Below are 21,759 nucleotides of genomic sequence, written 5' to 3'. Positions count from 1 at the left end.
TCAACAATATGTTGGGTAAAGCGGTTTTGTAATTATCTCTTTACCATTTCTATCTGATACAATTTAGGCCATTTTTTACCGGTTACAAATAACCTTTTGCCTTTAGCGTCCCAAGCAATACCGTTTAAAACATCTTGGTCTTGATCTTCTACTTGCTCTTTATTTAAACCTATCAAATTGATATAAGCTTCTACCTCTCCGGTTTGTGGGTTGATGATGGCAATTAAATCTGATGTATAAATATTGGCAAACAGTTTACCATCTATCCATTCTAACTCGTTCAGTTGGCTAACTGGGCCTTTATCATCATAAACTTCTATATAACCTTCTGGTTGGTAGCTTTCTTTGTTGAGCTTATAAATTTTATTACTTCCATCGGTATTGTAAATGGTTGCGCCATCATAAGCTAAGCCCCAACCTTCAGCAGCGTGGTTGTAAGGTAAAGTTCTTAATAAGTTGAAAGTATTTTTATCATATTCTAAAATAACTCGCTCTTTATACGTAAGCTGAATAATTTTATCACCAATAACCGTCATCCCTTCGGCAAAATATTGCTGAGCTATATCTTTTTGTTGTAGCACTTTACCTTCAACAGTGGTTTTTCTAAGGCTAGAAGCGCCATACTCGCCATCACTTTCATAAAAAAACCCATCATGATATTCTAAGCCTTGGGTGTAAGAAGAAACATCGTGTTTATAGGTGTTGATGATTTTAAAGCCATATTGTTCCGGAGTTTTCGACGATACCAAAACTACATTGGTACTCAGCTCCTGCACATCGGTACCAGTATATAATTTAGCTTGGATAAGCCTGATACCCAAAGGCATTTCTTTGGTGTTTATCATTTGGGTAGCGGTATCTTTCGCTGATGCTACCAGTTTATCATCAATAAAATATTGTATAGAATCTGGAAGCTTGCTGCTTAACATCAAACTTAATTTAAGAGGTTCGCCAGCTTTAATTAAGCTGCCGCTTTCTGGAAATAGTAAAGCTATTTCTTCCTGACCAGTTTTTTTGCCTTGATTACAAGATAAAATCAACATCAGGAAACTAAAAACAGTAACCAAATATTTATTCATAATTCCAAAAAGCATCTTCAATATGTTTTAAAGTGTATTTTTCTAAGTTTTTATCAAATAAAATGGAGATAATATCAAACCTTATTTCTCCTTGATGATTCATCAAATAAACGTATTCTTCTGCAGCATCTGTTAAAAGTCGCTGCTTTTTTACATCCACAAAATCTTCTGGCTGGCCAAAAGCACTTCCTGTGCGTGTTTTAACTTCTATAAAAATGATGGTTTTATGCTTAAAAGCTATCAAATCAACCTCGGCTTTGCCAAAACACCAATTCTCGTCTAATATTTCAAAGCCCTGCTGTTCTAGAAAATCTTTGGCTATTTGTTCGCCATTTTTTCCTAAGGTATTGTGTTGCGCCACTTATTTTATAATTACAGAACCCAGATAATGAGAGATATACTTTTCTACTTCTTTTAAATCTAGGTACTCCTTCATCAAAATCATCTCATTAGCTTCGTTTTTCTCTTGTTGCAATTCTTTTTGCTTGGCGATAAGCATAGCAGAAACTTTTTTCTTTTTCAGATGAAAAATAGCTCCCATAACAGTCGATTTTAAGTTTTGTGTTTCATCATTTACATTGATGTTATGCATGGTGTACCAATTCTCGCTTAAATGATAAGGAGAAGAAATGATAGAAATAGCTGTTTTAGATATTTCTTTATCAGGATGTTGGATAAAATCTTTCTCTGTTGGGAGTTTACCTTTCTCCAATTCATCATGATAATAAGAAATGATGCGGGTGTAAACCGGATTTAGGAAACTAACATCGCTTAAATTGGTGATGATGTATGGCCCAATATAAGTATCTGTCATATCATCCCAATTTACCAATTGATGACCATAGGTAAGCAACACCCTTAGGATTTCCTTTTCCTGGTGTTCATCTGTTTGGCTTGGTTTATCTTCAAATAAATCTGGCGGCGGACCATCCTCTGGCTCAAAAAACTCTGGTGAAGGCTGGTTTTGCGGATTATTTTTATCTTTCTTAGCTTTTGTTAAACGTATTTTATTAAGCTCGGCAATTAAAATACGCTCTTCCATATTTAAGAGGCTGCTACACTCTCTTAAAAAAACGGAAGCCTTTATAGCATCAGGAATTTTAGCAATACTTTCTACCACATCTCTAATAACACCCGCCTTTTTGATGGGGTCATTTGCAGCATCCTGTAAAAGAATCTCGGTTTTGTAGAAAATAAAGTCTTTCTTATTTTTCTCTACATGCGTTTTAAAAGCCGAAGCACCATAAGCCTGAATGTAAGAATCTGGATCGTGGCCATCAGGGAAAAGTACAACTTTTACATCTAGGCCTTCTTCCAAAATCATATCTAAACCTCTTAAAGAAGCTTTGATACCTGCCGCATCTCCATCGTAAAGAATACAAACGCTATTGGTAAACCTGCTGATGAGCTTAATCTGCTCGGTAGTTAGGGAAGTTCCTGATGAAGCAACTACGTTTTCTACTCCAGCTTGATGAACAGCCATCACATCGGCATAACCTTCTACCAAGAAACAGTTGTCCATATCTCGGATAGCTTTTTTAGCTTGAAAAAGCCCATAAAGCACATTAGATTTATGGTAAATATCGCTCTCTGGCGAGTTTACATATTTAGGAACACTCTTATCTGTTTTTAAGGTTCTGCCGCCGAAACCTATAATACGCCCCGTAAAGTTGTGGATAGGAAAAATAACACGAGTTCTAAATCTATCGTAAATACGGCCTTTATCATTTTTAATAACTAAGCCGGTTTCTTCTAAAAACTCTTGTTTATAGCCTTCAGAAAGGGCTTTATCATTTAAAGCCGACCATTCCTCGGGAGAATAACCTATCTCGAATTTTTTAAGTGTTTCTTCTCTAAAACCACGTTCTTTAAAATAGCTTAAGCCGATGGATTTACCTTCATCTGTATTCCAAAGGTTGTCTGCAAAAAACTGAGCTGCAAAAGTTGATATAACGTAAAGGCTTTCTTTTCTATCAACTTCTGCTTGGTATTCTGGTGTTACCTCGGTTTCTTCAATTTCTATGTTATACTTACGGGCGAGGTATTTTATAGCCTCGGGGTACGAGTATTTTTCATGGCTCATGATAAATTGGAGGGAGTCTCCACCCTCGCCACAGCCAAAGCACTTATAAATACCTTTTGCCGGGGAAACGTGAAAAGAAGGTGTCTTTTCGCCATGGAACGGACAAAGCCCTATCATACTTGTACCTCTTTTTTTGAGGTACACAAAATCTCCTACAACTTCCTCTACACGGGCTGTTTCTAAAACACGGTCAATGGATTCTTTTTTATCATGCGATAAAAACAAATTTAAGAGAATTTGCGAAGCAGCGTATCATAATCTTAAAGATTAGGAAAAGCTTATTTTGTGATACCGCCTAAAATCATGTTGATAAGCCTACAACAAGATTCTGAAGAGCCAGTTAAACAAGCGGAGGATTGATTGGGAAGTTCTAAACCATTGAAAGCGGCATTTGTCCAGCTGGCAAAGAAAGTGATTTCTTCATCGTTCATACTTTTAAACTCGCCACACTGTACACCACTTTTGATAATTTCTTTGATAAAGTCGATATGCGTTTGCTCAAACTCTTGTTTTAAACCGAATATTTCTCTGAAATGGTCGAAAACATCTTCAAAAACCACTTTACTTAAATTATCATATTCTTCTTTAAGCTTTAGCCTAGACATTAAATAAGCCTGAAATTTAGCTAAAGCCGTACTTTCTGCATTAACCGCTAACCTGATATGCTTTACAGCATTTTGCATTTCATGATTAACAACGGCTTCAAACAATTCTGATTTGCCCGGATAATAGTAATAAAGCGTACTTTTTCCCTTTCCTACAGCTTTGGCAACATCTTCCATCGTGGTTTTTTTTAAACCATATTTAGAAAATAGTTGCTTTGCAGCATCTAGGATTTCTTTATTAAGACCATCATCATTTACAGGAGCAGCTACCATTGTTTAGACTTCTATGATTAATTATTCTAAATATACAACAATTTTCTTTTGCAACAAGCAAGCTATAGGCTTAAATCTTCTAGCTAAAGGGAAGGCACAAAGTCAGGCCTACGTAAAACTAAAGTCAGATTAGATTCATATAGCCCATGAATCAGCAAGTTACCATAAGGCTAACGAACAAGTGTGAATAATATTTTTGCAAAATAGATTTTTAGACTAATTTTGACCAACAGTCGAAAGACAAAAAGTAAAATTTAAATATAAAGACATGAAAAAATTAATTTTATCAATTGCAGTATTAGCAGGACTAGGTGTTTCTGCACAAGCACAAACAGAAAAAGGAAAAATTATTCTTGGTGGTTCAGTAGCTTACCAATCAGAAAAATCTGATGCAAACGGTGCTAATGCTGCTGAAAGTTTTAACATTCTTCCTAGTGTTGGCTATTTTGTAGCAGACAACATTGCTATTGGTACAGGTATAGGTTATAACTACAGCAATGTAGGTGCTGCAAGCACAACCGGACAAAGAGAAGAGTTTTTAGTTAGTCCTTTTGGTAGATATTACACTGCTTTAGGCGAAAAATTCAAATTCTTTGGTCAGTTACAAGTGCCCTTGGCTTTTGGTAATGTAAAAGCTACTGACGCTAGTGGAGATGCAGGCTCAAAAACTGGTACTTCAACTTCTATTGGTGTAGCATTATCTCCAGGTTTTGCTTATTTCCCAACTAAGAAAATCGGTATTGAGTTTGCCCTTAACGGGATATCTTACAATAATTACCGTGTAGAGGATGCTAATGGTAATGAATTAAAAGGTGCTGGCAGCGATTCTTTTGCAATTGGCACAAACTTCTTTGCACCTAGAATTGGAATTCAGTTCCACTTCTAAGCAATATAGCTGGTTGGATAGCGAGGAGGCTGTCTCAAATTACCATTTTGTGTCAGGCTGAGCGGAGTCGAAGCCTTTTCTAAGCATATCAGAGAACATTTCGACTCCGCTCAATGTGACAGATACTATTTTTGAGACAGCCTCTTTGTTTTCCTTTTATCCATGTAAATATAAATACCTAAACCTAGAAGACTAACGATAGATGCTATAATTAAACCTGGTTTTAATTGATCTATAGACTGCCCAAACACTGCAACCAATATTAATAAAGGAGAACTTCCTAAAAGCGTGGCGATGATAAAACGTTTATACGTCATCTCAACAAAACCACCTACAAAGCTAATAGCATCATTAGATAAGAAAGGCGAAGCTCTGAAAACGATAACCGTCCACAAACCATAGGCTTTAAAAAAAGACGCTATTTTATGTAATGCTTTTTCGCCTATCAGTTTTTCTACGCCAACATCGCCTAAATAATCGCCAACCAAATAACCAACCGATGCAGAGCAAAATATTCCTACGATAGTAATGAATGAACCCAACCAAGGACCATAGGCTAAAACAGCTATCACCATGATAATAACACTAGGGATAACCATTAAAAAAAGCTGTAAAATCATCGCTACAATTAAAACTATTGGTCCCCATAAACCAAAGGTTGATACCCAATTACGGATTCGCTCTGTATCATCGCTGGTAAGCACCGTATAAGCCTGTTTCATGAAGCTTTTTACTTCAGGGATGAAGAAGTAACTCATGACCACTAGAGCTATTACAAAACCAGAAAAAATAAGTGGAAGGAATGATGTTTTCTGTTCTTTTTCTATCATACTCTTAAAAGCTATGCGCAATTTTATCAAACATCTTCTTCTAGTGCTAAAATAAAGCCAGATTTGTTTCATTTCAGGTTTTTAAATCCGATAATTGTATTATAATTCTCGAACATGGAAAAAGTATATTTAAGCGATGCAGGACCAAAAGTTTCACCTGCTATCTACGGTTTTTACAGATGGAATAACGATGCAGAAAACACTGCTGCTAATATGGAAAAAATAGTAAATCTGTGTTTAGAACTCGGGATTAACTCTTTTGACCATGCAGATGTGTACGGAAATTACCAATGCGAAGAATTATTTGGTGAAGTAATGCGCAAAAAGTCTTTCAAAAGAGAAGACATTGTATTGTTTACTAAATGTGGCATCAGGTTACCTCATGCTAGTCAACCAGATGTTAGAATCAAACATTTTGATACTTCTGGCAAACATATTATCCAATCTGTAGAAAATTCTTTAAAAAAGTTGAATACAGATTATATTGATATTTTTCTTTTAGACCATTTAGACCCTATCAGTAATTTAGAAGAAACGGCAAGTACTTTGCTAAAATTGAAATTATCTGGAAAGGTTAAAAATATTGGTATCACCAATTTCTCGGTATTTCAACATCAGCTTTTAGCGTCTTATTTAAATACGCCTATTGTTACCAACCACATAGAGCTTAATTTACTAAACACAGCGGCTTTAGATAGCGGACAGATAGATTATATTAAACAACGTTATATGCGTCCTCTAGCATCGGCACCTTTGGCAGATGGCAGAATTGCAACCGGAACGGATATTTTAGCGGTAAATGTAAGAGAGAAATTACAGGAAATTGCGAATAAATATGAGGTTGATATAGAATCTATGGCGGTAGCTTGGTTAATTAAACTAGGCGCTTTACCATTAATAGGAACTAGAAATGAGCAAAGAATAAGAAATATTGTAAATGCTTTTAGTATTGATTTAGATAGTCAAGATTGGCATGAGCTTTATGCCGCTTCTAAATAATAAAGTTTAACAAAAGCAAAGAGGTCTATCTCAAAGATTGTATTTTCACATTGAGCGCACTTTTGTTGTCATACTAAGCGGAGTAGAAAAGTATTCTACTCCGCAATTATTAAAATTATTTTGTAAATATTTTCGAAATCAAGCATTCACGCACAGGCTTTCCGGCCTCTTGACAGGCCATGTCAAGGTACTTTTTTCCGCAAAAAGTACCCAAAAACTCTCCGCTGCGCCGCTTGCTTCTAAAGGTTCTGCTGAGGCTAATGCTGTAGATACCGCAACCGCCAAGGCGGAATTAAGCGTAAACGGCTGTTATTACTCTGGCTAGATTATCGAACTACTAATATCGATTTATATCAAAGGCTTCACTTCACATAGCAGGTATGAAATCTTATCTGCATACCTTGTATCAAGATAAGATAGCATGATAACTACTCTGGTTTATAATCTTTATGCAAAACTAAAAAGCTGGCTCTTTCTTGCTTTTTAAAAGGAATATCCCAGTTACCTTGATAGCTAATTTTGGTTGGTAATAATTCTTCGTTGAAATAACCCAGCTCGATATTCATTTGTACATCAAACTCAAAAGCTAAATTATCTAGTTTCATATCAATATATCTACCTAAAATTTGGAAGTTACGCTTATCAAAAATGGTAGTTAGCTCTTTAATCATGATACCATCTTTGGTCCAGTTAGATAAATCTGGTTTCATGGTTACTTTAAAGCGGTATACCGGAATAGAATCTAAATACGTTCCTGATGAAAAACGATAATCATAATACTGGCGCATATTGGCTGTAAATATTTCTGTTTTACCAGATATTAAAGGCACACCTCTTACAGGCCTTCCTGGCGTAAAAATCAAAGTTTTTAATTTGTCTTTATAAGATTCATTGCTTCCGCCTTTACCACCAGGGCCGCCAGCGCTGTTGGGCACAAAATCTGTATTGTAAGCGTTCATGAAAATATAATCAAACATCTCAACCGTATAAAGCTGATACTTTCCGTTTTTCTTGAACAGTTTGCCAGTATCTTTCTTTTCCAGATACTGCATGTTATGCCCTTTTTGGTCGTTAGAATGTTTAATTTTTCTGTAAATGCTGCCTTCTACTTTATCCTGCTTATCATAAGTATAAACCCTATTTTCGGCAATAAAAGCATACTTTTTCATATTTCTAAAAGCCTCATAAAAGCTGGTATCTGTAACAATGGCTTGTATAAAATCATCTTCACTTAAACCAGCCTTGGCTGTTTTAATCACAACATCGTTGTCTACCACTACGGTTAATACAGTATCCGGATTAAAACGAGGAATTGCCTGAGCAAATACCGCATTCGCAAAGAACAAGCAAAGGATAAGGAGATTAAATCTTTTCATGATTTTATCAATTATTGGGCTAAGTAATTATAAGAACTACTCTTTTGTATTAAATAAAGAGTTGCAAAATTATAGTTAAACAATCATTATTGTTAAATGTTCAAAATTAGGCATTTATACACTGGCTTTCCGGCCTCTTGACCGGCCATGTCAAGGTACTTTTTTCCGCAAAAAGTACCCAAAAACTCTCCGCTGCGCCGCTTGCTTCTAAAGTTTCTGCTAAGGCTAATTCTGTAGATACCGCAACCGCCAAGGCGGAATTAAGCGTAAACGGTTGCTAGTGCCGGGGCTAGAGTATCGAAGAACCTAAAATGCCTTTCATGTTAAGCTGTAAGAGTTGTCATCTTAAGGAAAGTCTAAAAATACCTTAAATGACATTTTCACTAATTTCCTAATTGTTTTAGGGTTAAGTAAGCCATTAAGCCTGTGCTTAACTCTAGCGATTTTTCATCAATATCAAAAGTTGGGGTGTGCACAGATGAGGTGATATTACGCTCTTTATTACCTGTTCCTAATCTGTAAAAGCAAGCATCAGTTACCTGAGAGAAATAAGCAAAATCTTCTGCCGCCATCCAGATATCTAAATCTATCACATTTTCTTTCCCCATATAATCAACAGCGAAACTCTTTACATTAGCTGTTAAAGCTTCTTCATTGATTAAAAATGGATAACCTCTTTCTATTCTAAAATCACAACTTCCGCCCATACCATCGGCAATAGACTCAGCCATTTTTTTCATTTTTTGATGAGCTTCTGCTCTCCAGTCTTCATTTAGGGTTCTAAAAGTTCCTTCTAAATAAACTTCATTGGGGATAACATTGGTTGCCCCATTAGCAATTACCTTCCCAAAAGATAATACAGATGGTAAGCGAGGATCAGCATTTCTACTTACAATTTGTTGCAAGGCTGTAATCATATGTGCCATAATCACCACAGGGTCTATATTTTGCTGTGGTTGTGCACCATGGCCGCCTTTACCTTTTACGGTTACATATAGTTCATCCGTAGAGGCCATATATTTACCCGGGCGAATACCAATTTTACCCGCTTCTATCAAAGGCATGACATGCTGCCCCAATACAGCCGATGGTTTAGGATTTTCTAAAACACCTTCTTTAATCATGAGGTTTGCACCTCCTGGTAATCTTTCTTCTGCCGGTTGAAATATCAATTTGATAGTTCCACCAAACTCGCTTTTTAAATCGTTCAGGATTTTTGCTGTCCCTAATAAAGAAGAAGTGTGTACATCATGCCCACAAGCATGCATGATACCTGGCTTGGTAGATTTATAAGGCACATCATTAGCCTCTTCAATAGGAAGGGCATCCATATCTGCTCTTAAGGCGATAACTTTATCTGATGGCTTTTCGCCTTTAATAATACCTACAACACCTGTATTTGCCATTTTTTCAAATGGTATTTGCATGGCTTTTAGCTGCTCTTGTACAAAAGCAGAAGTTTCATACTCTTCAAAAGAGAGTTCTGGATGAGCATGCAGATGTCTTCTGTTAGCAATTACATCCTCATGAATTTCCTTTGCGGCTAACTTAATTTTCTCAATCAGCATTTTTAATTAGATGGATTTATACGTTCGTTAAAAATAAAAAGGGTAGGAAATACGGGTCTTAGCTCTGTTAGCATTTTTTGTGCTTCCATTCTGGTTCTAAAATCGCCGATTTTTACCCGGTAGTTTGGTTGAGTGTATGAAATATAGGTGTTGTATTCTGGATATAAACTTTTAAAACGAGCTTGCTCATTGTAAGCATCGTTACGGTTGGTGCCAAAGAAAATTTGTACGCGGTAGCCATAAACAACAATAGGAGTACCATCTTTGGTAACTCCTTTGTTTAATGCTATTCTTCTGGCTATCAAACTATCAATTAAAGGGTCTTTAACTTCTTTAACCGTACCTTTTTGTGCAAAAGCTAAAGTTCCTGTGAAGCAAAATCCTAAAACTAATATGTATCTAATGATTTTCATGATGCTGATAAACCGTGGCAATTTTTATATTTTTTTCCGCTTCCGCATGGGCAAGGGTCGTTTCTACCAATCTTGTCTTCATGACGAACTACGGGTTGTGTTCTTTGCAATTCGCGGGTATCATCTACGGGTACGCCATTGCTTTCTCTTGCTAACTCTGGCTTAGAAACTTTCATCTGCCTCATATCTGTTTGAGGCGCTTGTCTTGCTTCTTGAACTGGTGCTGCATGACCATCGTTAGTTGGAATAATACCTTTAAACAAGAAGCTTACCACTTCTTTATTTACACCTGCAAGCATTCCTTTAAATAAATTGAAGGCTTCCATTTTGTAAACCACTAAGGGGTCTTTTTGCTCATAAACAGCATTTTGTACAGACTGTTTTAAGTCGTCCATTTCACGAAGGTGCTCTTTCCAAGTATCATCAATTAAAGCTAAAACAACATTTTTCTCAAATGCTTTTACAACTTCTTTACCTTGTGTTTCTACAGATTTTTTTAATGGAGCGGCAACCTGTATACCATGTGTACCATCAGTAAAAGGCACAATAATACTTTCAATAGCTTGACCTCTGGTATCTAATACCTCTTTTAAAACTGGGTAAGCTTGCTGTGCAATAGCATCTGATTTGCGCTTGTAAGCTTCTGTTGCTTCTTCAAAAATAATATCAGAAAGCTTGTTGATATTAGAGCCAGTAAACTCTTCATGTGTAATTGCAGTATCAATAGCAAAAATTCTAATCAGTTCTAGCTTAAAGCCTTCGTAGTTATTAGCGTCTTTATACTCGGTAACGATATCGTCTATCACATCAACAACCATGTTTTCGATGTCTAGGTCTAAACGCTCACCAAATAAAGCATTTTTACGTTTGGTATAAATTACGGTACGTTGCGAGTTCATCACATCATCATACTCTAATAATCTTTTACGGATACCAAAGTTATTTTCTTCTACTTTTTTCTGCGCTCTTTCTATAGAACTGGTAATCATAGAATGCTGGATAACTTCGCCATCCTCTATACCCATTTTCACCATTAAATTGGCAATACGTTCTGAGCCAAATAAGCGCATTAAATTATCTTCTAAAGACACAAAGAACTGCGAAGAACCTGGATCTCCCTGACGACCAGAACGGCCTCTTAACTGTCTATCAACCCTTCTAGATTCGTGTCTTTCTGTACCTACAATGGCTAAACCACCAGCTTCTTTAACGCCTGGGCCTAATTTAATATCGGTACCACGACCAGCCATGTTGGTTGCAATAGTTACTGTACCTGATTTACCTGCTTCTGCAACAATATCAGCTTCTTTCTGGTGTAGCTTGGCATTTAACACGTTGTGCTTAATACCTCTTAACTTCAACATACGGCTTAATAATTCTGATATCTCTACGGAAGTAGTACCTACCAGAACCGGGCGACCTGCTTTTGTTAATTCTACAATTTCTTCTGCAACGGCATTGTATTTCTCACGCATGGTACGATATACTTTATCTTGCATATCGGTACGAGAAGTTGGTCTGTGTGTTGGAATCTCCACCACATCTAATTTATAAATTTGCCATAACTCACCTGCTTCTGTAACGGCAGTACCCGTCATACCGGCAAGTTTATGGTACATTCTAAAGTAATTTTGAAGCGTAATGGTTGCATAAGTTTGCGTTGCATCCTCAATTTTCACATTTTCTTTCGCTTCTATAGCTTGGTGTAAACCATCTGAGTAACGACGGCCATCCATAATACGACCGGTTTGCTCATCAACGATTTTAACTTTTCCTTCATCAATGATATACTCAGTATCTTTTTCAAATAAGGTATAAGCTTTTAATAATTGATTTACCGAGTGTATACGTTCTGATTTGATGGAGTAATCTCTAATCAACTCATCTTTTTGATTCGCTTTTTGTTCATTACTGATGGTAGATTTTTCAATATCAGCTATTTCTGTACCTACATCTGGCAAGACAAAGAAATGAGGGTCTTCGCCCGATGCTGTAATTAACTCGATACCTTTTTCTGTAAGCTCTACCTGATTATTTTTTTCATCAATGATAAAATAAAGTTCAGCATCTGCTTTATGCATCTCTTTATTTTGATCTTGCATGTAATAATTCTCTGCTTTAGTTAATACCTGACGCATGCCAGGCTCGCTCAAGAATTTGATTAAGGCTTTATTTTTTGGTAAGCCTCTGTAAGCTCTTAATAATGCTAAACCGCCTTCTTCTACACCTGTTTTGCCTTCATTAATTTGCTTTTTTGCTTCGTTTAAAACGTTGGTGATAAAGTTTCTTTGGGTATTTACCAAGCGCTCTATACGTGGTTTTAAATCGTAAAATTCATGTTGGTCTCCACGTGGGATAGGACCAGAAATGATTAAGGGTGTACGGGCATCATCAATTAAAACCGAGTCAACCTCATCCACAATAGCAAAGTGTAATTTACCTTGTACCAATTCTTCTGGTGTACGTGTCATATTGTCACGCAGGTAATCAAAACCAAACTCATTATTGGTTCCGTACACCACATCAGCTTGGTAAGCTTTTCTTCTATCAGCAGAGTTTGGATAATGTTTATCGATACAATCAACAGATAAACCGTGGAACTCGAAAAGCGGTCCGTTCCACTCAGAGTCACGACGAGCTAAATAATCATTCACCGTTACCACATGGATACCCATACCTGATAAAGCGTTAAGATAAATAGGTAAAGTACCTACTAAAGTTTTACCTTCACCCGTTGCCATTTCGGCAATTTTACCTTGATGCAATACCATACCACCTATCAGCTGAACATCATAATGAATCATGTTCCATTTCACCTCTGTACCAGCTGCTATCCAGCTGTTATGATGGATGGCTTTCTCGCCATTAATCACAACATTAGCTTTTTTTGCAGCCAATTCTCTATCAAAAGGTGTTGCAGAAACTTCTATAGTTTCATGCTCTGTAAAACGTTTGGCGGTTTCTTTTACAACTGCAAAAGCTTCTGGTAAAATCTCTAATAAAGTTGCTTCTAACTTCTTGTTACGTTCTTTCTCCAAACGGTCAACTTCATCGTAATAAGCTGTTTTTTCGTGTAAAGAAAGCTCAGGGTTTTGCTCAACTGTATTTTTAATATCTGTAATTTTCCCGTTGATTTCTGAAAGGCTTTCCTGAATTCTTTGTTTAAATTCTGAGGTTTTTGCTCTTAATTCATCATGAGAAATATGTGCAAGTTTTTGAAATTCTTCGTTTATCTTATCTACGATAGGTCTCAGGCTTTTAACATCGCGTTCTGATTTACTACCGAATAGCTTACTTATAAAATTTAACATTCTGCGTTTGTGTTTGAAAACTCAATAAAATCAACAATTGAGCCATTGGCCAATATAAGCCAATTTGACATTTGATGAACGGTAAAATTAAGATTTTATTTAAGAGTTTGGAATATAATGTGCTGTGTAAAACGTAAAATTATCACGAATAAATATCAGGTTGACCTCTTAGCTGATTTACCAGCCACATAACTGATAACAACGAGCTGAAAAGCATGAAAAATCATTAATGGAAGTAGCAAAACACCAATAGTAGGCATTCCACTAAATAATATTTTAGAAAAAACGGTACCGTGTACCAATGATTTTTTTGTTCCACAAAATTGTGCTGTGATGCTGTCTTCTGTATTAAATTTCAGGTATTTGGCTAAATACCCAACCAAATAATACATACTGTAAAATAGTAAAACGGTTAAACCGGATAGTTGTATTAAATCTCTTAGAGATATTTCTGCGAATAAGCCATCGGCAAAAGACTGCGCAAAACTTTTGTAAATGATGATGAGGATGACTGTTTTATCAAAAAGTGTTAGCTGCTTGCTGTACTGGATAGCAAATTTACCCCAATAGCGTTGTAAAAGAATGCCTACTAATACGGGTAAAATAATTTCTACTATCAGCTGTAAGTAAACAGCTCCTAAATTGAAATCTCCTGATGTTTGTTGTAAAAACATCCCCATCCATAATGGCGTAATAGCTATACCTATAATTCCGGAAATACTGGCGTTGAAGATGGCTGCTGGCAAATTGCCTTTCGCCATACTTACCATCACTACTGATGAGGAAACTGTAGAAGGTAAGGCTGCAAGAAAAAGCATAGATAGCCATAATAGTTCCTGCTTGGTTGCAAGCGCTAATGGATAAAAGGGCAAAACCAATAATGGGAATAACAAAAAGGTAGATAGCTGAACAAGAACATGAAGTTTCCAGTTTTTTAGCCCTGCTATTAATTTATCGGCACTTAATTTTAAGCCATAAAAAAGAAAATTAAGGATACACCTATAGATGAAATAGCGGCTAAAGGTATTTTACTTTCTTTAACGCCCCATTGTGGTATAAAATAAGCAATGATAATGGCTATGAATACAGCTATAACAAACTTATCTACTTTGATTTTCATTGAAACGAAGATAATGATTATTGATGAGCTGCTAGCTTGGGATGATGAAACTTTGGTTCTTATTTGTACCCTCAAAAGGAACTAGCCTTGCAGGTGATAGAGGCGGATGATTATTATTTAAAGATATTATGATGGGCTGTTGTGCACAAGGCTTTCCGGCCTCATAGGCGGCCAACCCTAGGCACTTTTTTCTTGAAAAAAAAGTAAACAAAAACGAGGAACGAGTTCATGAATACCTAAGAAAAACCATAAACAAAAAATGAATAAATCCTGCCTACCGGCAGGCAGGCAAGGCTGATGAATATTTGTCGTTTCGCCTAAATAAATCTTCATCCACAATCCTGAGTGGTGTGAATGGTTTTACTTAATGAAAGTATCTACATCACCCGTCGGATTGTTTCCTGACAGTGTTTTATTAATGATTCTGCAAAAGATTTATTTGACTTCGCTTCCAAATCTTCATAGGCCATCCTCGTTCTTCGGAAAGATGAGTTTTTATATTTAAGGTAGTCTCCATAGATATCCGCTTTTTAGGTTCTTTTTACTTCTACTTTATAATCCATACTTTTCTACTTCAAGAAAGGAACAACCATTCATAAAAACAGGCTAAACCGAAGCGCATGAGCAATCCCCAAGAGCCGGTAAAAATTCAAAAACAGGAGCAGAAACAAAAAAGCTAGCACAACCAAGCCTATAGCGCATGCGGTTTTGCGTTCGAGTTTATACTAACATTGAAAAATCACATCCGAGCAAAAATAAGCGCTCCCTGTTTTTGAGTGTGGGTAAGATTTGTGCGGCAAAGGCTCCTGTGGGATTGTTCAAGGATTTTGATTACTTTTTTCCTCTAAAAAGTAATGAGCCCCGCCGGCTCTTGAGGCGGATATTTATTGTTTTATGGGGATTGTTAACTAATTGGCTATTTCGCACAAGGCTTTCCGGCCTCATAGGCGGCCAGCCCTATTTACTTTTTTCTTGATAAAAAAGTAAACAAAAAATCAAGGCTGATGAATATTTGTCGTTACGTCTAAATAAATCTTTAGCCACAATCCTGAGTGGTGTGAATGTTTTTGCTTAATGATAGCTTCTACAACACCCGTCGGATTGTTTTCTCACAGTGTTTTATTAATGATTCTGCAAAAGATTTATTTGACTTCGCTTCCAAATCTTCATAGGCCGGCCCCCGTTCTTAGGAAAAGTTTGATTTATATTATTGGAAGTTCCTAAATATCCGCTTTTTAGGTTCTTTGTACTATGTACTTTATACTATTTAACCCAAAAGGCAGTTCTAAAAATAACCACCTTTCAGGTTCTTTTTACTTTATACTTTTTACTTTATACTTTATTAAAATTATCCTAAAATAGCCGTAACTTCTATTTCGATAAGAATTTCTGGATCTATCAATTTTGATACTTCTACCATAGTGGTTACAGGTTTGATATCTTTAAAATACTCGCCATGTGCTTTTGCAGCTTCTTCCCACTGCGAAATATCTGTTAAAAACATACGGGTACGCACTACATTTTCTAAAGAGGCATCGGCATCTTCTAAAACGCTTTTTAGTTTTTCTAAAATGGCTTTTGTTTGTCCGTATAAAGTAGTGATAGCGTTTCCGTCTGCATCTTTAGCCATGGTTGTACCTGCAATTTCTATGGTGTTACCCACTTTTACTGCTCTGCAATAACCAATAATATCTTCCCAAGGAGAACCTGTAGTAAAATTTTGTCTGTTTGTCATTTTATGTGTTTAAGTTTTTAGCAATGTATTTGAAAAATAAACTGGATTGCAGCGGATACCGGCTTTGTGGCTAAGGCCTGAAGCAGTATAAGCGTAAAGCCAGACTATCCGCAAATAAAGGCGAAGAACCTGGCTTTACAAAATTTATTTTATTTTAGTATGGGGGCTAAATTAGCTGCCTTTGGTATTTCTAATCATAGCTTCTAGGGCGTCCCACATTTCTGGGCTTATCATTTCTAGGCCATTGAACTGGCCAGCACCTTGTAACCACTCGCCGCCATCTATGGTGATGATTTCTCCGTTGATGTAATTAGAAAAATCTGATAGTAAATAGGCTGCTAAATTTGCTAATTCCTGGTGTTCGCCAACTCTTTTTAAGGGCACTCGATTTTTAAAATCGAACTTTTTGGCCATGTCTCCAGGTAATAATCTTTCCCATGCGCCTTTTGTGGGGAACGGACCAGGTGCTATGGCATTACATCTGATTTGGTAACGACCCCATTCTGCGGCCAAAGATTTTGTCATGGCCAAAACACCGCCTTTAGCGCATGCCGATGGCACTACATAACCAGAGCCTGTAAAAGCGTATGTGGTAACGATATTGAGGATACTTGCTGCTTGTTTTTCTTTTATCCAATGCTTGCCAAAGGCCAAAGTGCAGTTTACAGTACCTTTTAAAACGATATCTATAATGGTTGAGAATGCGTTGGCAGATAAGCGCTCTGTTGGCGATATAAAATTACCAGCTGCATTATTTAATAAACCATCTACTTTACCAAAGGCTGCTAAACTGGCTGCTAAAACTTCATCTACTTGCTCGGCATTTCTAACATCGCAAGCTAGCGGTAAAACTTTACCACCTGTTTTAGCTTCTAACTCCTGAGCTGTTTTTTGCAGTACTTCTAACTTACGGGAGGTAATAACTACTTGCGCACCTAACTCTAATAAATAAGTGCTCATGGCTTTGCCTAAACCGGTTCCGCCGCCTGTTACAACGAAAGTTTTTCCTTCTAAGGCATTGTCTCTTAACATGGGTTGGTTGTACATAATATTAGTTTGTTAGGTGGTTAGTTTGTTAGGTGGTTGGGTTGTTAGGTGGTTAGTTTGTTAGTTGGTTGGGTTGTTAGTTGGTTAGTTTGTTAGTTGGTTGGGTTGTTAGTTGGTTAGTTTGTTAGTTGGTTGGGTTGTTAGTTTGTTAGGTGGTTAGTTGGTTGGGTTGTTAGTTTGTTAGGTGGTTAGCCATTTGTTCATTAGTGTATTAGTTCATTGGTGTGTTTAGTATGAAAACTCTCGTAAAATCTTTCTACTTTATACTCCATACTTTCTACTTTTCACTTCCCCCTTTAAGGTTTTCTATAATTGTTTTTAAGATGGATCTTGTTGATGGCGCCCACCATTGTTTTAACATAATATCTAGCGTAGAAGTTTGGTCAGCCGATACTTTTGCTATCAATTCTTTACGCAAATTTAGTTTTGATTGCTGCCATGTGGTAGCATCATACTGTAAGTAGCTTTGTATTTTCTTTTGTGCATGGCTCATTAAGCTGCTGATGTCTGAAGTGGCATCTAGCAAGCCTATTTGCTTAGCTTCATCAACCGAGAAAAGTTTGCCTTCTAATAGGCTTTGATAGGCCTTTGCTTGCCCCAGCCAAAAAGCATACAAATGGAAAATACTATCGGGTACGATGATACCTACGGGCACTTCATTTAAACCGATGATGTATTTCCCTTCTGCCATGACTCTATAATCACAGCAGAGCGCCATTACACAGCCACCTGCTGGACTATGCCCACTGATAGCTGCTACCAAAGGTTTTTTAAATAGGGTTAAGGTTTTAACTAAGTCTAGAAAATCAACCCAAAAGCTTTTGATTTGATTTTCATCATAAGCATAAAGCTCTATTAAGTCTAAACCTGCTGTAAAAAAGCCCTCTTTACCTGTTAATATAGCACCTAAAATTTGGTCGTCTTGTTCTATATTTTTGATGAGGCTTTTTAATTCTTTTACCAACTCGGCGTTCATAGCGTTAGACTTTCCTCTGTTTAATGCTATAATAGCCACTTTCTCTCTTATGGTTACGCTTAATGTATTCATATCCTAATTTACTTTATATCTGATAACTTTTCTGCCTAAACGCCCATAAATATCTAAACCTTCAACAACTACGCGGTAGGTTCCTGTACCATCGGCATTAAAATAATTAACTTTTGCATTTCCGGTGGTATCTGTTATCACGGTAGGGTTCCAGTAAATGGTGCTTCTAAAATCGGCCATATCTTTTTTTGTTTCTGCCTTATCGTAAGCAGGCACATAAAATTGTTTCATGGCAGTAAAGCCTATCGGTTGATAAGCAATTAAACCTGGCGTATAAGTATTGGTAGACGTATAATTACCGCCACCTCTTTTGGTATTGATGACAATTACACCAGACCCTCCTCTTGAGCCATAAATAGAGGTTAAGGCTCCTGGTTTCATAATCTCTATACTTTCTACATCTTGCGGGGCTATGGTGTTTAAGAAATCTGCTTCTACAAAAATACCGTCTAAAATAATTTGAGCCGGCGGACCACCCATATTTCTCATGAAAAATATTTCTCCGTTTTGTATCATCATCCCAGCTACTTTTCCTTGTAAGGCAAACTCTAAATTGGGTGCATTTTGTAGCTCTTCTGCTGTAATAACCCTGTCTGCATTGCCACCGCCATTTAAATTGCTAGAGTTTTGTAGTTTTTCTCTTTTTTCTATTACACTTATCTCGTCTAACATGATAGAGCGGGTGATTAATCCATTTTTTAATAATTCTTCATATTGACTTTTGCTGTTTTTGATGTAGGCTGCCATAGAAGAATTGATATTGGCCGAAAGTTCTGATTTTGCAAAAGGCGTTTGTACGGGGTGTTTACCAAATTCATCCATCACAATCTCCACAAATTTTCTATCTTTTATAGTCCTAGCTTGTACTACAAACTTGGTGCTATCAGGAAATAGTAAACTGTCTATCTCAAATTTTCCTGCTTCATCTGTTTTAGCTTGAATAATAAAGGTACCGCCAGAAGAACTAAAAACAGTAATGTTACCATTAACTACAGGCTTTTTATTATTGGTAACTGTACCTGCTATGCTTAAAGTTTTTTCTGGTTTAAAAGCTAAACTTGGTAAGGTGTTGGTGATGAGGTTTTGCCAGTTAAATCTTCTCCAACCTTGGGTCATCAGTAGCACATCTAAATCTCCTTTTTTCTTATCATCTACCTCATGAAAATAATAATTTGGATTTTCTATATGGCCTTTAAGGTCTGATTTTAATAACAGTTCTGATAAAATGGTATGCTCTTCTTCTGGCTTAACAGGCACTTTACCTTCATCAATAACAGACATAGATAAAGAACTTACCATTGGGTTATTCTCATTGGTTTTAGCTGTAACAGCTATATTCACTTTCCCTCTTTTGGTATAAACTTCTTTATCAGGTTTAACCTCGATGTTTAAAAAATCTTTGGTATGAGCATGAAATATCAAACGTTCTGATAAAGGCTGCATTTGATCATTAAAAAGTGTTAACTGAATGATGCCTGTTGGAAATTGCACTTTAGGTATGTAAGCAGCAAAACCATTTTTTGAAAGTTTGGCTACTGCCGAGTAAATGATATTACCAGAAGATTGCGCCACAACGGTAAAATTTTTACCTAAATGAGTGCTGCTATAAGCATCATTGGTTTGTACCCTTAACAATAAAGAATCCTGCCCTCTATCTATAGCGCTAAGTACAATCCCTTCTGGCTTAACCGCCGGAAGTGGAAATTTCTTCTCAGAGCCATCATCAAAAGTAACAACTGCTTCATAAGTTAAATTAGCTTCCGGATAGATAGAAAAATAGCCCATACCCGCATATCTGGAAGTGATGTTGGCAATTCTTTTTCCATTGTTATCTTGTACATAACCTTTGATAGCCTTTCCTAAGCCATCACTACCTACAGCTTTAAAGGCAACCCTTGATCTTACTTGGGTAATCATGTCTCCGCCTTCAGGGAAAAACTGAACATCTATTTGGTTGCTGGTGCTGATAATTGGGATAAACTTATTCACTAATGTGCCTTCAGAAATTTTTAAGGCTGTACTTAACATACCCGATTTGATAATTTCTGGCTTATTATTGGTGATGTTGATGATAACATTGCCTTTATCGTCAGTATTTGCTTTTCCTCTTTCTGTTTGCCGGCCATCAAGCTCTACGGTATACTCTACCTCTCTGTTGGCATAAGGAAAACCATCAACATTTTTAAAATTGATTTTTGCTACCACCAACTCTTTACCATCGGCTTTGCTAAACTCATAATTGGTTTGGGTGATTACCTGGCTAGAACGAATATCGCCAACTTTAAAAGTTTGGTTGTAAAAAAAAGCTTCATCAAAATTACGCATCCAATTGGTATAGGCTCTTAGCCTGTAATTCCCCTCTTTTAAAGAATCTGCCAGCTCTATATTTCCCCAGCCAAAACCAGCTGTTAAAGGTAAACGAAGGGTTTTTTTAACTTGATTTTTCTGATTGATTAAATCTACATACATGATTTTGCTCAGCGCTGATGGTCGCATGGTTTGCGCATCAACCACATAGGCTTTAAACCAAATTTGGTCGCCAGTAGCGTAATAAGGTTTATCGGTATGTAAATAAATTTTTTCCTGTGTGTGTGATGTATGAAACTTGTTAAAATTAGCCATCACTTGCTTTAGTTTATCATCTTGGGCCACAAAAGCCACAAAAATTGATGCAATAAAGAGGAGGAAAAGGAAATGAAACTTTCTCATTAGGTTATTTCGGATTGTTTTATAGGTAAGACAAAAGAGCGTTAAGAAAGTTTAGTTCCTTAACGCTGTAAGATTTTAAAAGTTATTTTTCCACATCATACTTTCTACAGGTCTGGTGGTTTTATTATTGTATTTAGCGTTTCCTTTAGTATTATATAGGGTTTGGATATCGCCCTCTACTACAAAATAAATCAACTGTCCAATAGGCATTCCAGCATAAATACGAACTGGCTGTGCTACAGATATTTCAAGTGTCCAGGTATTACAAAAACCAACATCACCTTTACCTGCTGTTGCATGTATATCAATACCCAATCTACCTGTACTTGATTTTCCCTCTAAGAAAGGTACATGCTGATGTGTTTCTGTATATTCTAAAGTTACTCCTAAATATAAGGTATTGGGTTGCAAGACAAAGCCTTCTTTAGGAATTTCAAAGTGTTCTATTTGGTTATGTTTTTTAGCATCTAGTATCCTATCGGTATAACAAGCCAGATATTTTCCTAAATGAACATCATAAGAATTAGTACCTAAACATTCTTTTTTAAAAGGCTCTATAATGATGGTGCCCTTCTCAATTTCTTCTAAGATACGTTGGTCTGAAAGAATCATGATTTAATATGGTTTTACTTTGCCTAAAATATGATTTATTTAAAATAATTTTGTACCGTATTAGA

The 21,759-nt window shown here is 36.5% G+C and carries 19 protein-coding genes; 3 read left to right on the top strand and 16 right to left on the bottom strand.

The features are described 5' to 3' along the window. Positions 1-32: 32 nt before the first annotated feature. Genes FYC62_RS15380 through FYC62_RS15365 form a run of 4 tightly spaced genes read right to left on the bottom strand, consistent with a single transcriptional unit; the run spans position 33 to position 4,040 of the window. Positions 33-1,094 (bottom strand): glutaminyl-peptide cyclotransferase, encoded by a 1,062-nt coding sequence (locus FYC62_RS15380; protein ID WP_149075580.1) that lies wholly within the window; start codon positions 1,092-1,094, stop codon positions 33-35. Next, entirely contained in the window at positions 1,072-1,440 is a 369-nt protein-coding gene (locus tag FYC62_RS15375) for a YraN family protein (RefSeq protein WP_149075579.1), read from the bottom strand. Before FYC62_RS15375 ends, FYC62_RS15380 begins: the two co-directional genes overlap by 23 nt. Continuing rightward, entirely contained in the window at positions 1,441-3,387 is a 1,947-nt protein-coding gene (gene dnaG, locus FYC62_RS15370; protein WP_149075578.1) for a DNA primase, read from the bottom strand. A 53-nt stretch (positions 3,388-3,440) separates the two neighbouring features. After that, the gene (locus FYC62_RS15365) at positions 3,441-4,040 is read right to left on the bottom strand and encodes a TetR/AcrR family transcriptional regulator (RefSeq protein WP_149075577.1); all 600 of its coding nucleotides are present in this window, start codon (positions 4,038-4,040) and stop codon (positions 3,441-3,443) included. A gap of 268 nt (positions 4,041-4,308) precedes the next feature. On the opposite strand from FYC62_RS15365, the gene FYC62_RS15360 reads away from it, so the two are divergent. Then, positions 4,309-4,926, top strand: a complete 618-nt coding sequence (locus tag FYC62_RS15360; RefSeq protein WP_149075576.1) for an outer membrane beta-barrel protein — start codon at positions 4,309-4,311, stop codon at positions 4,924-4,926. A gap of 125 nt (positions 4,927-5,051) precedes the next feature. Here FYC62_RS15360 and FYC62_RS15355 read toward each other — a convergent pair whose 3' ends face one another. Continuing rightward, complete coding sequence (locus FYC62_RS15355) at positions 5,052-5,756, bottom strand: TVP38/TMEM64 family protein (protein ID WP_149075575.1); 705 nt, start codon at positions 5,754-5,756, stop codon at positions 5,052-5,054. 114 nt (positions 5,757-5,870) lie between these two features. Here FYC62_RS15355 and FYC62_RS15350 point away from each other — a divergent pair, with 114 nt between their 5' ends. Next, complete coding sequence (locus tag FYC62_RS15350; protein ID WP_149075574.1) at positions 5,871-6,755, top strand: aldo/keto reductase; 885 nt, start codon at positions 5,871-5,873, stop codon at positions 6,753-6,755. 37 nt (positions 6,756-6,792) lie between these two features. Next, positions 6,793-7,080: a hypothetical protein gene (locus FYC62_RS15345; RefSeq protein WP_149075573.1), complete on the top strand. Its 288-nt coding sequence runs from the start codon at positions 6,793-6,795 to the stop codon at positions 7,078-7,080. Between the two features lie 103 nt (positions 7,081-7,183). Here the strand turns inward: FYC62_RS15345 and FYC62_RS15340 are convergent, their stop codons facing one another. From FYC62_RS15340 to dcd, 11 genes are all read right to left on the bottom strand, one after another. After that, the gene (locus FYC62_RS15340; protein ID WP_149075572.1) at positions 7,184-8,131 is read right to left on the bottom strand and encodes a hypothetical protein; all 948 of its coding nucleotides are present in this window, start codon (positions 8,129-8,131) and stop codon (positions 7,184-7,186) included. 383 nt (positions 8,132-8,514) lie between these two features. After that, a complete protein-coding gene (locus tag FYC62_RS15335) occupies positions 8,515-9,699 on the bottom strand; it encodes a M20 metallopeptidase family protein (protein ID WP_149075571.1) in 1,185 nt (394 codons plus the stop codon). A gap of 2 nt (positions 9,700-9,701) precedes the next feature. Further along, positions 9,702-10,112: an SPOR domain-containing protein gene (locus FYC62_RS15330; RefSeq protein WP_149075570.1), complete on the bottom strand. Its 411-nt coding sequence runs from the start codon at positions 10,110-10,112 to the stop codon at positions 9,702-9,704. Further along, the gene (gene secA / locus FYC62_RS15325; RefSeq protein ID WP_149075569.1) at positions 10,109-13,423 is read right to left on the bottom strand and encodes a preprotein translocase subunit SecA; all 3,315 of its coding nucleotides are present in this window, start codon (positions 13,421-13,423) and stop codon (positions 10,109-10,111) included. Before secA ends, FYC62_RS15330 begins: the two co-directional genes overlap by 4 nt. Before the next feature lie 155 nt (positions 13,424-13,578). Continuing rightward, positions 13,579-14,370, bottom strand: a complete 792-nt coding sequence (locus FYC62_RS15320; RefSeq protein WP_240534903.1) for a bile acid:sodium symporter — start codon at positions 14,368-14,370, stop codon at positions 13,579-13,581. A 20-nt stretch (positions 14,371-14,390) separates the two neighbouring features. Next, a complete protein-coding gene (locus FYC62_RS17355) occupies positions 14,391-14,543 on the bottom strand; it encodes a bile acid:sodium symporter (protein WP_205943733.1) in 153 nt (50 codons plus the stop codon). 1,348 nt (positions 14,544-15,891) lie between these two features. Next, on the bottom strand, positions 15,892-16,278 hold the full coding sequence (locus FYC62_RS15315) for a RidA family protein (RefSeq protein WP_039454874.1): 387 nt from the start codon (positions 16,276-16,278) through the stop codon (positions 15,892-15,894). 171 nt (positions 16,279-16,449) lie between these two features. Beyond that, a complete protein-coding gene (locus FYC62_RS15310; protein WP_149075568.1) occupies positions 16,450-17,325 on the bottom strand; it encodes an SDR family oxidoreductase in 876 nt (291 codons plus the stop codon). A 277-nt stretch (positions 17,326-17,602) separates the two neighbouring features. Then, complete coding sequence (locus FYC62_RS15305) at positions 17,603-18,373, bottom strand: enoyl-CoA hydratase/isomerase family protein (protein ID WP_149075567.1); 771 nt, start codon at positions 18,371-18,373, stop codon at positions 17,603-17,605. 3 nt (positions 18,374-18,376) lie between these two features. After that, the gene (locus FYC62_RS15300) at positions 18,377-21,082 is read right to left on the bottom strand and encodes a TonB-dependent receptor (protein WP_149075566.1); all 2,706 of its coding nucleotides are present in this window, start codon (positions 21,080-21,082) and stop codon (positions 18,377-18,379) included. 75 nt (positions 21,083-21,157) lie between these two features. Beyond that, on the bottom strand, positions 21,158-21,694 hold the full coding sequence (gene dcd, locus FYC62_RS15295; RefSeq protein ID WP_149075565.1) for a dCTP deaminase: 537 nt from the start codon (positions 21,692-21,694) through the stop codon (positions 21,158-21,160). Between the last annotated feature and the right edge of the window lie 65 nt (positions 21,695-21,759).

Origin of the sequence: Pedobacter aquae, from assembly GCF_008195825.1 — a bacterium.
In the GTDB taxonomy this organism is placed as follows: domain Bacteria; phylum Bacteroidota; class Bacteroidia; order Sphingobacteriales; family Sphingobacteriaceae; genus Pseudopedobacter; species Pseudopedobacter aquae.
The sequence above is the reverse complement of the archived record's forward strand: the minus strand, read 5'-3'. Positions and strand labels throughout refer to the sequence as shown.